This window comes from Candidatus Schekmanbacteria bacterium RIFCSPLOWO2_02_FULL_38_14, from assembly GCA_001790855.1.
Lineage (GTDB): Bacteria > Schekmanbacteria > GWA2-38-11 > GWA2-38-11 > GWA2-38-11 > 2-02-FULL-38-14-A.
On record MGDH01000026.1, the window covers coordinates 1 to 12,534 of the forward strand.

12 protein-coding genes are annotated in these 12,534 nt (G+C 38.1%); 6 read left to right on the plus strand and 6 right to left on the minus strand.

Features of this window, described 5'->3' with window-relative positions:
• From A3H37_06575 to A3H37_06585, 3 genes are all read right to left on the minus strand, one after another.
• The coding region (locus tag A3H37_06575) for a hypothetical protein (protein OGL49326.1) at positions 1 to 1,220 on the minus strand (1,220 nt) is incomplete at its 3' end.
• 124 nt (positions 1,221 to 1,344) lie between these two features.
• Positions 1,345 to 2,166 (minus strand): tryptophan synthase subunit alpha, encoded by an 822-nt coding sequence (locus A3H37_06580; GenBank protein ID OGL49327.1) that lies wholly within the window; start codon positions 2,164 to 2,166, stop codon positions 1,345 to 1,347.
• Positions 2,167 to 2,174: 8 nt separating this feature from the next.
• On the minus strand, positions 2,175 to 2,771 hold the full coding sequence (locus tag A3H37_06585; protein OGL49328.1) for a hypothetical protein: 597 nt from the start codon (positions 2,769 to 2,771) through the stop codon (positions 2,175 to 2,177).
• 294 nt (positions 2,772 to 3,065) lie between these two features.
• On the opposite strand from A3H37_06585, the gene A3H37_06590 reads away from it, so the two are divergent.
• Both A3H37_06590 and A3H37_06595 read left to right on the plus strand, forming a co-directional pair.
• Positions 3,066 to 3,506, plus strand: a complete 441-nt coding sequence (locus A3H37_06590) for a 50S ribosomal protein L13 (GenBank protein ID OGL49329.1) — start codon at positions 3,066 to 3,068, stop codon at positions 3,504 to 3,506.
• A gap of 13 nt (positions 3,507 to 3,519) precedes the next feature.
• Positions 3,520 to 3,912, plus strand: a complete 393-nt coding sequence (locus A3H37_06595) for a 30S ribosomal protein S9 (protein OGL49330.1) — start codon at positions 3,520 to 3,522, stop codon at positions 3,910 to 3,912.
• A 61-nt stretch (positions 3,913 to 3,973) separates the two neighbouring features.
• Here the strand turns inward: A3H37_06595 and A3H37_06600 are convergent, their stop codons facing one another.
• From A3H37_06600 to A3H37_06610, 3 genes are all read right to left on the minus strand, one after another.
• Positions 3,974 to 5,131 carry a rod shape-determining protein RodA gene (locus A3H37_06600; protein ID OGL49331.1) on the minus strand — a complete coding sequence of 386 codons (1,158 nt, stop codon included), beginning with the start codon at positions 5,129 to 5,131 and terminating at the stop codon, positions 3,974 to 3,976.
• Between the two features lie 66 nt (positions 5,132 to 5,197).
• A complete protein-coding gene (locus A3H37_06605) occupies positions 5,198 to 6,142 on the minus strand; it encodes a signal recognition particle-docking protein FtsY (protein ID OGL49332.1) in 945 nt (314 codons plus the stop codon).
• The gene (locus A3H37_06610; protein OGL49333.1) at positions 6,117 to 7,256 is read right to left on the minus strand and encodes an aspartate aminotransferase; all 1,140 of its coding nucleotides are present in this window, start codon (positions 7,254 to 7,256) and stop codon (positions 6,117 to 6,119) included. The genes A3H37_06605 and A3H37_06610 overlap by 26 nt, the downstream gene beginning before the upstream one ends.
• A gap of 149 nt (positions 7,257 to 7,405) precedes the next feature.
• On the opposite strand from A3H37_06610, the gene A3H37_06615 reads away from it, so the two are divergent.
• The 4 genes from A3H37_06615 (at position 7,406) to A3H37_06630 (ending at position 12,520) form a co-directional block, all read left to right on the plus strand.
• Positions 7,406 to 8,452 carry a hypothetical protein gene (locus A3H37_06615; GenBank protein ID OGL49334.1) on the plus strand — a complete coding sequence of 349 codons (1,047 nt, stop codon included), beginning with the start codon at positions 7,406 to 7,408 and terminating at the stop codon, positions 8,450 to 8,452.
• Between the two features lie 15 nt (positions 8,453 to 8,467).
• Positions 8,468 to 9,826: a transcriptional regulator gene (locus A3H37_06620; GenBank protein ID OGL49335.1), complete on the plus strand. Its 1,359-nt coding sequence runs from the start codon at positions 8,468 to 8,470 to the stop codon at positions 9,824 to 9,826.
• A 495-nt stretch (positions 9,827 to 10,321) separates the two neighbouring features.
• Positions 10,322 to 10,807 (plus strand): S-adenosylmethionine decarboxylase proenzyme, encoded by a 486-nt coding sequence (locus A3H37_06625; GenBank protein OGL49336.1) that lies wholly within the window; start codon positions 10,322 to 10,324, stop codon positions 10,805 to 10,807.
• Positions 10,808 to 11,113: 306 nt separating this feature from the next.
• Entirely contained in the window at positions 11,114 to 12,520 is a 1,407-nt protein-coding gene (locus tag A3H37_06630; GenBank protein ID OGL49337.1) for a lysine 2,3-aminomutase, read from the plus strand.
• Positions 12,521 to 12,534 lie beyond the last annotated feature (14 nt).

Below are 12,534 nucleotides of genomic sequence, written 5' to 3' on the forward strand. Positions count from 1 at the left end.
CTCCATGGATGGTTCTTTGGAGGAATGTATTTCTTTTTTATCTTAAAGGGCTTTAAAGGTTTTTCCTTCTGGGGTTTGGTTTGTATCTCCTTAAACCCCAAAACCCTGCCATTATGAGTTATAAGCATCCTGCCATCAGGTCTCTCTTGCACAACAACATCCTTCGTGTTTACAGGATGAGTGACCTGATAGAGTTTTCTATCATGGGCAACGGTAAAATCATTGCGTAAGGCGCGCTTTGTTTTGACGCACAAAACCCCGTCCAGATCAAAATCTTTCGGCAAAGGCCTGTGTAGGTCTTCTTTTTCAGCAGCCTCTATGCTAAAACGCTTATTATGACGCTTAATGTAACCTTTCAAAAACCGGTTCGCCTCATCCATAGTATTTATCCCCTTAAGACGCATCTCCTTTACAAGCCTATCCTGAAGCGTCTTAAATAGCCTCTCTATCCTGCCTTTTGCCTGCGGAGATAAAGCATGTATTACCCTCGCTCCAAGCTCTTTCATTGCCCTCTCAAACTGACTCAGCGGGCATCTTCCGTTTAAATCATCCTCTATTGTTGGCCTGGCATTTGATTTATAAGTGGTATGTCTATCAATGTATATGCTTGAGGGAATACCATAAAGTCCAGTATAACCCTTAAAACTATCCATGGCAGGAATAGTCCCCTCGTACTCATAAAACCTACCAAAAATATTGCTTGTAGCGTCGTCTATACAACCCATGAGCACAATCTTCGGACCTCTACCTTCAAGCCAGTCGTGATGGCTTCCGTCCATCTGCAGCATCTCCCCAAAATGCCCTTTTCGCTCTCGCCATTGTCGGTGAATCCTATTTTTGCGCCCCTTTACCCAAGCACCATCCTCTATAAGCCAGTTGCGAAGCGTCTCGTCGCTTATTTTAAGGCCATCTAACTCTAAGAGCTTCTCTGAAAAAAGTGTTGGACCAAAATCCTTATACTTCTGCCTGTAAAACCCTATAACCATCTCTTTTGTCTCATCAGGCAGCCTTCTGTTTGATGGCTTACCCCTTGACCTGTGTATAATACCTCTATCACCCTCTCTCTTTACCCTCCTGACTATTCTCCTTACCTGCCTTCCACTTAACCAGAGTATCTCTGCTGCCTCAATTTGCTTCAGACTGCCTTCTAAAACCTTTTGCACTACATGAAGACGCTTTAGTTCCTCCTGTGTTGCCATGATAATGTCCTTTCCTGCCATTTACCCTCCTTTTTAATCTAAAAAAAGGGTACTATAGCATCCGTAAATTAGGACATTTCTACTTTGGTGAATTAGGACATTATCATTTTGGCGTTACAGCATTTTTCAATAATCTTTTTATCAATCAGACCTCTTTTATCCCCTTTCTTAATTCCCTTAAAAACCCTCCGACTTTTTTAGTTAAATTCTGAGATTTAAGGTTTTCTTCAATTACTTTTATCAACGCACTTCCCACAATCACTCCATCAGCAACTGAAGCCACAGCCCTCACCTGTGCAGGGGTTGAAATGCCAAACCCAACAGCTATTGGTTTTTTTGTGAACTTCCTTATAAACCTTACCTTTTCTTCAAGAGATGTGCTTAAATAATCCCTTGCCCCGGTAACCCCTAAAACTGAAACATAATAAATATATCCGGAACTTGCATCGCAGATTATTTTTGTCCTTTCTCTGCTGCTTGTCGGGGCAAGCAGGAAGATTATATCTATCCCATGCTTTTTCCCGGCAGACAAAATCTCATCAGCTTCATCAGGAGGAAGGTCAGGTATAATGATTCCATCTCCTCCGCAGGACACCAACTCCCTGACAAACCTTTCCGGACCATAGTGCAGTATGGGATTGTAATAGCTCATTACCACGATTGGAGTTTCAACTCCACGGTAACTTTCAGATTTTCTTCCTCTTATTTTATTAATAAGTCCAAGCACTTTCTTAACCTTTACACCACCCTCCAATGCCCTCATCGATGCCTTCTGAATTGTTGGTCCGTCTGCGATAGGGTCAGAAAAAGGAATTCCAAGCTCAATAATGTCTGCACCTTGTGCTTCAAGCTCAAGAATTAAATCATTTGTAGTATCTAAATCAGGGTCACCTGCAGCAATATACGGTATAAGGGCTTTTCTCCCCTCCTCTTTCAGGCTTTCAAAAACTCTGTCAATTCTGCTCATATAAAAAATTATCCTTTCCCTAAAACGATTTTATCTATCTGTTGCAAAAACCCTTTTACTTCATCTGATTTTTCGCCGGAAGGAGCAGCTTTCAAATACTCCTCCCAAGCCTTTTTCGCATTCATATAGTCTCTCTTATCAAAATGATAGACAATGCCCAGATTAAAACGGGAATTCAAATGGTTAGGAGAATCCTCAGCAGCTTTTTTAAACTCTTCAATCGCCTTATCATAATCACCTGACTCCCTGTAGCAAATGCCAAGGTCAGTCCTGACATCAGAATTCTTTGAGTCCTTTTCCAAAACCTTTTTATACTCTTCTGCTGCTTTTGCCCACTGCCTGGTGTCAAAATAAGCATTTCCAAGCTGAATTCTTGCCCCCAGATTTTCAGGGCTTGAAAAAAGAATTGATTGTAATTGAGAAATTTCCTGGCTCTTGTCCTGTACCTGCTGGAATTCCTCTCTTCCCTGCCCAGTAAATTCTGAAGAAACAATCTCCTCTCCGCCTTTTTTTGAAAAGTATTTTGGCACAACAATACCTGCTAAAACACCAAGCACAAACATAACCAACCCTAAAATAACTGTCTCTTTTTTCATAATTATCATTATCTCCTTGATATTTTAAAATGGTTCAATGATTCAAGTTAAAAAGGTTTCTGCAAAGGTCTGTTTTAGTCCTGTCATTGCGAGCCGAAGCTGCGAGCCAAAGGCGAAGCAGGCAGCGAAGCAATCTCGTTAATAGAGATGAGATTGCCGCGTCGCTGCCTGCCTGCCGGTAGGCAAGTTGCTCCTCGCAATGACAAATAAGAGCATTTTTAAAAACTCTCCTAAAAACACAAATCTCTTGACAAAATATACTGCTTGTATTAAAAAGTCAAAACTTTTAGAAAAGGTATTTGTATGAAACTATCATCTAGAACATTTTGTGCAAAAAAAGAAGATATGCAAAGAAGCTGGTATCTTGTTGATGCTGACGGGAAAACACTTGGAAGGCTTGCTTCAAAAATTGCAATGATACTTATGGGTAAAAACAAGCCGATTTATACACCGCACGTTGATACTGGAGACCATGTCGTAGTTATAAATGCTAAAAAAGTTATCCTTACCGGTGATAAGCTTAATAACAAAATTTATTACTCTCATTCAAACTATCCGGGCGGACTAAAAGAAATAAATGCTAAAAAGCTTTTAGAAAAAAAGCCTGAAATGTTACTTGAGAAAGCAGTACAAAGGATGTTGCCAAAAAATAAACTTGGAAGAGCTATGGCAACAAAACTTAAAGTATACAGCGGAGGCACACATCCTCATCAGTCACAGAACCCTCAAACCTTAAATTTATAAGGAGGTAGATACTTTGCCAGAACTTGGATTTTATGCAACAGGAAGAAGAAAAACTGCGATAGCCAGAGTATGGTTAAGACCCGGTGAAGGTAAAATAACTGTAAACAGAAAAAAATTTGAAGACTATTTTCCTACTGAAACTCTCAGGAATACAATTCTCCATCCTTTAAAGCTAACAAACTCACTTGAAAAATATAACCTTCTTGTTACTGTGATCGGCGGAGGAATCTCAGGGCAGGCTGGAGCTCTGCGCCACGGAATAGCCAGAGCCCTCCTTCTATCAGATGTAAATTTAAGGTCATTATTAAGAAAAGAGGGTTTTTTAACAAGGGATCCAAGGGAAATCGAAAGAAAAAAATACGGCCAGAAAAAAGCAAGAAAGAGATTCCAGTTCTCCAAGAGATAATCCGCCAGTCCTCATTGAATAGTATTTAGCAAAAAATCATTATTCACTGTTCACTATTCACTCATAACAAATATCTTCTCATCTGAACATTCAGTATCAGTCCTATTCCTGTCATTGTTATAATAACTGAAGTCCCTCCGTAGCTAATCAGAGGCAGAGGAACACCAACTATAGGTAAAAGCCCGACTGCCATTCCAATATTGATAAGCATGTTCAATGAAATCATCGCAGTAATGCCAAAGCACAGAAGGGCTGCAATTTTATCTTTTGCCCTGAATGATGCTTGAATGCATAAAAATACCAGCCCAAAAAGCAATATAATAAAGACAAGAGAGCCCAGAAATCCCCATTCCTCTGCTATAATAGAAAAAATAAAATCTGTGTGGTGTTCCGGTAAAAACTTCAACTGTCCCTGCGTTCCGTTTAAAAACCCTTTTCCGAAAAAACCTCCTGACCCGATTGCAATTTCAGACTGAATTGTGTGATAACCGCTTCCAAGTGGGTCCTGATACGGGTCAAAGAAACTGAACACTCTCTGTTTCTGATAAGGTTTTAAAAAATTCCACATTACAGCGCAGGAAATAATTCCAAATATTCCAGAATAAAGTGAGGTTTTCAGTTTAACCCCAACAGCAAAAATCAGGCAAACAGATATCAGAAAAAGTGAAAGAGCGGTCCCCAAATCGGGCTGAAGAAGTATCAACACAAATGGAATAAAGACAAGAATCAGAGGAACAACAAGCTCCTTTAAACCGTAGGAATCTTTTTTTCTTGATTCCCCAAAATACTTCGTTAGTGCAAGTATGATTGAAAGCTTCACAACTTCAGATGGCTGTATTGAAAAAAATCCAACATCAATCCAGCGCCTTGAACCTGACCTGACATCTCCTATTACAATCAGCAGGACAAGGAGAAGCAAAGAAAAGAAATAAAAAAAATATCCGTATTTTACAACTGAATGGTAATCCAGAAAAGTTATCAGAAAAAGAATTATCAGTCCTGCCCAGACCCATAATGCCTGTTTTTTCCAATAGTTCTGGGATTCACTGCTGCGGTTTAAATTATCTTTTTTTAACAGATTGCTGCCTGCCTGACCTACATCTTCGGGAAAAGGCGAGTATGAGGCGCTGTAGATTTCAACAATTCCTATAACTGCAATAAGAATGGTCAGAAACAGAATCTTCCAGTCAAAATTCAAAATCAGTCTTCTGTCAAACATAGCAAAACTTAGTGGTTTGAAATTAAAAAATCCGCGAGTTCAGGTAAAAAGTTTTGAATCCTTCACTTACGAACTAAACAATGCCTCAACAAAGTCTTTTGGATTAAACTCCTGAAAATCCTCTATCCCCTCTCCTACTCCGATAAATTTCACAGGGATTTTAAGCTCCTCAGCTATGGCAACGATAATCCCTCCCTTTGCAGTACCATCAAGCTTGGTCAGGACAATTCCTGTAAGTTCTAGGGCATCATTAAACATCTTTGCCTGCGCAATTGAATTCTGCCCGGTTGTGGCGTCAAGAACCAGAAGAATCTCATGAGGAGCACCTTCCATAGCCTTCCCGACAACTCTTTTCATTTTCTTTAACTCTTCCATCAGGTTTTTTTTAACATGAAGCCTTCCTGCTGTATCAATAATTAATATATCAATTTCCCTTGCCATTGCAGATTTTATGGAATCAAAAGCCACTGAACTCGGGTCAGAACCATCATTTCCTCTTACAACAGGAACATCAGCACGCCTTCCCCATATCTCAAGCTGTTCGTCTGCTGCTGCCCTGAAGGTGTCTGCTGCGGCAAGCATAACTTTTTTGCCTTCCTGTGTAAAAAGAGAAGCGAATTTCCCAATAGTTGTTGTCTTCCCAACACCGTTAACACCAACAACCATAATAACAGAGGGTTTTTCAAAATTGCTTTTTTCTGAAGAAGAACACTGACCTGATTCAAGGGTTTCAATGAACTTTTTTTTGAGATAATCTTTCAAAAGATTAGCTTCCTTAACTTTTTCATTCTTAACATAATTCTTCAAATCTTCAATGAACCTGTTTGACGCCTGAACTCCAAGGTCAGAAAGAATCAATATCTCTTCCAGTTCTGTAAAGAACTCCTCATCAATCCCCTGTCCAAGAGAAAGCAGGTTCTCAACCCTTGATATTAATCCCTGTCTTGTCTTTGAAAGACCATTTTTTAAGCGTGAAAAAAAATTGTTAGATTTTTTTAATAAATTTTTCAATTCTCCTCATTCCCTCTTTAATATTTTCAATTGAATTTGAATAAGAAAATCTTATATACCCTTCAGCATTTGTTCCAAAATCGATTCCCGGTGTAACAGCAACCTTTGCCTCTCTTAAGATTTTAAAGGCAAACTCATATGAATTCTCTGAGAACTTCTTTGCATTTGCCAGAACATAAAAAGCCCCTGTGGGCAACACCTTTATTCCAAAACCCAGCTCCCTGAGCCTGTTAACCATATATAACCTTCTCTGGTTAAAGATAGTAACCATTTTTTTTACATCTTTCCCTGCATTTTTTAAAGCAGAAATCCCAGCCCACTGTGCAAAAGAAGAAGCGGAAATAAAAAGATTCTGCTGCAGCTTCTGCATCGCTCTCACAAACTTTTTAGGAGCGATAACATAACCCAGCCGCCATCCTGTCATTGCATAGAGTTTTGAAAACCCGTTAAGAACAAAAGCCCTGTCAGTAAATTCAAGCATTGAGTGTTCCTCTCCTTCGTATATCAATCCGTGATATATTTCATCAGAAATCACAAACACAGGAAGATTTGCTAATTCTTCCAGCACTTTTTTCTTTAAGACTGCACCTGTAGGATTTGCAGGGGAATTAACTACAATACCCTTTGTTTTTTTTGAAAGTTTTTTCCTGAACTCATCTGCATCGTATTGAAACCCCTCTTTCTCAAATATATCCACAAACACAGGAATACCTTCTACAAACCTGATAAAATTCGGATAACAGGAGTAATGAGGATTGGATAAAACAACCTCATCACCCTGATTCAGCAAAGCACCAAAGACAAGAAGCATTGCCGGAGAAGTTCCGCTTGTAACGATTATCTGGTTAGGGCTGACATCAACGCCGTACCTTTTGAAATAATGCTCTGCTATTGTTTCCCTAAGTTCAATTATTCCCATACTATGTGTATAGTGGGTTATTCCATTTCTTAAAGCCCTGTATCCTTCTTCTTTTATAACCCTTGGCGTGTCAAAATCAGGCTCCCCAACCTCAAGATGAATAATATCCTCACCTGCTTTTTCCATAGCCTTGGCTTCATCAAGCACATCCATTACAATAAACGGTGAAATATCTTTTGCTCTGCTGGATATCATAGTAAATTTTTAATCACAGAAAAGGCTCTTTGTCAAACACTACAAGCCATATATTGTTGCAATCGCTATTTTTCTGTTGTAAAATAATTTTTGTTCTTTACAATGTCGTATTGAGGAATAATTTTTAACATTTGTTTTTTGAATTTACTATGACAACAAGTATACCTATTTTACCAAACATAATAGAAAACCTCGGCAGCGGAATTATAATTATTGACAAATCAGACAACATCACTTTTATTAACTCAATTGCGGAGAAACTGCTTGGCTTGAAAAGCAAAGATGTCCTTTTCAAACCAACAAATCATATTTTTTCTGAAAAAATAATCCTTGATATCCTTTCCTCTGTAAAAAAAACAGAAGAGGCGTTAAATTATAAAATTGCAATCACTAAGCCCAAAAGAAGAAACTTGACTCTCAATGTAGCTCCGATCTTTGATTCCAGTGAAAAATACAATGGAACAGTGATAATGCTGATAAACTCTTTCAGGGAAAAGCCTATCAAATTCCAGCTTCTGAAGCAGAACCAGAAAGCAACAATCGGAACCCTTACAAGCTGGGTTGCCCACGAGGTAAGAAATCCGCTTACATCAATGAACCTCCACCTTGACCTCTTGAAAGAAGAGATAAACGAGAATTCCCAAAATACTTCAAAAGAGATTGTCGAGTTAATAGAAACATTGGAACAGGAAGTTGAGAGATTAAATAACAATCTGAATGAGTTTTTAAACTTCGGGGTAATTTCATCATCAAAAAAGAAATTGTATAATCTCAACGAAGTTGTGAAATCAATCATTGAACTTGTCCAGCCAGAGGCAGAAATGGCAAGAGTTGATGTTGTCCTGAAACTGGATGAATCCATTCCTAAAATTCTGATTGATGTTGCCCAGATGAGGCTTATGATTTTAAATTTAATAAAAAATTCAATCCAGGCAATGCCTGATGGAGGAAAACTGGAAATAAAAACTGAAAAAAAGAATAACAAGGTAAACCTGAAAATAAAAGATAACGGGTTCGGGATTCCAAAAGAAGATTTAAAAAATATTTTTGATTTTCTTTATACCAAGAAAAAGGACGGAACCGGTCTCGGATTAACCATATCCAAAAAGATTGTAAAGGAACACGAGGGGGATATCTTTGCAAAAAGTCAGGTCAACAAAGGTTCTATCTTCACTGTTTCACTGCCAATAATCTAATCTTTAACACAAACTATGCAAAGCATAATACTGATAGCTGAAGATGATAAAAAAATAGCTGAAGGGCTTGAAAAGTTTTTGAAGAAAAAGGGGCATAAGGTCCTTTTAGCTCACGATGGCAGAAAAGCGCTTGATATAGTAAAAAAGCAGAATATTAACCTGCTTCTTACAGACATGGTGCTTCCGAATATGGATGGAATCAGCCTGTTAAAAGAAACCAAAAACAGAAAACCTGAAATAGAGTGTATTATGGTAACTGCCCATGGAACAATTGAAAAAGCAGTAGAAGCCTTGAAAATCGGCGCCTATGATTTTCTGATAAAGCCTGTAAATGTTAAGAGGCTTGGTATTCTTATTGAGAAGGCGCTTGAAAAACAGGTCTTAATACTTAAAAACATTGAGCTTCAGCAAAAGCTTGAAGAGAGGTTTGGATTTAAAAATATAATTGGAAAAGGTAATGAGATAAAAAGAATACTTGAGCTTGTAAGTCAGGTTTCCTCTCGGAACAGCAATGTCCTCATCTACGGAGAAAGCGGTACAGGCAAGGAACTTATTGCAAATGCAATTCATTACAGCGGAAACTTGCCGCAAAGCCCTTTTATAAAAGTCAACTGCAGCGTTTTTAATGAAGGAGTTCTTGAAAGCGAGCTTTTCGGACACGAAAAGGGATCATTTACAGGTGCTGCTTCACAGAGGATAGGAAGGTTTGAAATGGCTGACGGAGGCACTCTTTTTCTTGATGAAGTAAGCGAAATACCTCCTTCAATTCAGGTCAAGCTCCTCAGAGTAATACAGGAAAAGGAATTTGAAAGAGTTGGAGGGTCAAAAACCATCAAGGTTGATGTAAGAATAATTGCAGCAGCAAACAAGGATCTCAAAGAACTCGTAAAGCAGGAAAAATTCAGAGAGGATTTGTATTACAGGCTAAACGTTGTAAAAATTGATATTCCGCCTTTGAGAAACAGAAAAGAAGACATTCCCTTTCTTCTGAATTATTTTATTAGCAAGTTTAATAAGCAGTACGGCACTCAAATTAAAGGTGTAACTCGAAAAACGCTTAATCTGCTTTTAAATTATTATTGGCCCGGAAATGTCAGAGAGCTTGAAAACTGCATTGAATCTGCAATGGTGATGGCAAAGGATGAGTATCTGACCCCAAAAGACCTGCCAGAATATGTTACAAGCCAGTCTGCTGACAATACTTCAGTAGTAATTGATATTGGTACTCCCCTTAAAGAAATAGAGAAAAACATTCTTACTAAAACTCTTGAGCTTGTTAAAGGAAACAAGGCAAAGGCTGCACAGCTCCTTGGAATAGGAGTAAAAACTGTTCACAGAAAATTTGAAGAATACGGCTTAAAACCTGTTAAGTGAAAAATTAAAGAATTAAGCTTTACAAACCCAACCATACTCAGAATTGCAAAATAGATAAGTAAAAATCCCAAATCATAATTACCAATTTTCCAAAAAACTCTAAACTTAAATTACCCTAATTTAAATTTTTTGAACATATGGAATTTTAAATTTAAGTATTATTTGGAAATTGTTATTTGGAATTTGGAATTTTTCTATCATTTAAACTTGCTTCTAACCCATTGTCATTACGACAAAAAAAAACAGCACGAAAGGGAAAATATGGTCAATTTGACATTTATTTCATCCTCTGCAAGTCAAAAATGTAAATATTGACCTAATCATTAAAATATGCATTTAAAACACAGAAAGATCAATTTTTTTTGCAGCATTTAGCAAGTAATTTCAATATGTTATTCCATGATATATCAAGACTGTTTTTTTGGCATGAATTTTGCATATGATTAAGACAAATATTTGAAATTAAAAAAAATTTATCATGGAGGGAACAATAGAATGACAGGATTCGGTCCCCATCTCACTCTCGACGGTTATGGTTGCAATAGAAAAAAACTAGAAGATTTAGATATGATTTATTCAATTCTTGATGAATTTCCTTCCAATATCGGTATGACAAAAATCATGCCTCCTTATGTCTTTCGCTACACAGGAGCAAAGCTTGAGGATTGGGGGGTTTCAGGGTTTGTGCTCATAGCAGAAAGCCATATAAGCATTCACACATTTCCTGTAAAAAACTATCTAAGCCTTGATATCTTCTCCTGCAAGCAGTTTGATTCAGAAATAGCAGTCAGCTACATAAAAGAAATTTTTGAAATGAAAAAATACCAGATGAATCTATTCAATCGCGGAGATGAATTTCCAAAAGATATAGAAAAAACCACGAGAATAGTAGTAGGACAGAGGAAGAAAGTTACGCATCTGATAGATTTTCAGAGAGAAAACGGTATTAAATTATCACGGAAAAAAAATTTACTCATTTAGATTAAAAGAAATAAGAGACGTTTTGCCGTGAATTTAGGAGAGGGGGATTGAATTTTTTTACCAGATTCCGATTTCTGTGACCTGCCAAGACTCTTCTGTCTGTCTAAAAGTTTTATAAATAAAATATTAAAAATATCTTTTGACCTGCTTTCTTTTTCTAAAAAATTGCATCTCTTTTACAGTTTAATAGCCCGGTCTACAAGAGCGGTTATTTTAACTTCCCCTGTAATGGCAATGCTGATAGAAGAGGTTTTCCCGCCAAAGCTTTTTATGAAATCACCAACCCCTGAAGGAGGAATCTAGCTTATGGATTGTTCAGACAGACCCATTGCTTCTGAGATTGAAAAAGTCATAAAAGCAAGTTACTGGAAAGATGTACCTGATGAAGAATGGAATAACTGGCAATGGCAGATAAAAAACCGCTTAACCGCAATTGAAGACCTAAGCAGAATAATTGAGTTAAGCGATGAGGAACTTGCTGAACTGAAAAAAGTCACTGAACGTTTTAAAATGTCAATTACTCCTTACTTTGCCTCATTAATTGATAAAAACGATCCAAACTGTCCAATCAGAAAACAGGCTATTCCATCAAAATATGAGCTTCAGAAAACAAGAGATAATGACCCTGACCCCCTTGATGAAGATATTGATTCTCCGGTTCCGGGGTTAACGCACCGCTACCCGGACAGGGCACTGCTGATTACAACAGACAGATGCGGGACATTGTGCCGTCACTGCACACGAAAACGCTCTGTAGGTATGAAGGACATTGATAAAACAAAAAACGAGCTTAACGCAATGATAGAGTACATCAAGAACACAAAAACCATAAGGGATGTCCTTCTTTCAGGCGGAGATCCTCTTCTCATTTCTCCTCTGACTCTGGAATTCCTTCTGAAATCACTGCGGAAAATTCCACATGTGGAAATTATCCGCATTGGCACCCGTATTCCTGTAACCCTGCCGCAGAGGATTACACCAGAGCTTGTTGAAATGATAAGCCGCTATCACCCTGTGTGGATTAATACTCACTTTAACCACCCCAAAGAAATCACACAGGAATGTGCTCAGGCTATTGACCTTCTGCTCAGGTCAGGAATACCTGTCGGAAGCCAGACTGTGCTCCTGAAGGATGTAAATGACTGCCCTCATATAATGAAAAAACTGATGCACAAACTCCTGATGATAAGAGTAAGGCCATATTACATTTTCCAGTGCGATCTGTCTGTTGGGGTCGAACACTTCAGAACATCTGTCCTCAAGGGAATTGAAATAATAGAAATGCTGAGGGGCCATACATCCGGCCTCGGAGTGCCTGCCTTTGTAATAGACGGTCCCGGAGGAATGGGAAAGGTTCCTGTCATGCCCAATTACCTTATATCATATTCAGAAAAAGGAGCTGTTATCAGAAATTATGAAGGCTCAATAACTGTTTATGAAGAACCAAAGAGTAAAAAATTTTTCTGCCAGAAATGCGGAATATGCAAAGAGCAGGAATGGATAAGCCGTGAAGGCGTGGCAAAGCTTTTTTTATCACAAACAGAATCCCTTGTTCCTTCAGGTTCAGAGAGAGAGAACCGCAGGAAAAAAATCAGTTCAAAGGGTATAAAAAAAGAAACCTGTAAAGAGCAAAAAGAGAAAGAGAAGAAACCGGTTCAGATTCCATTTAGCTTTGTTACAAGAGTTCAGGCATCAGCAAAACAGTTTCTCTGAAAAAAGGATAACCT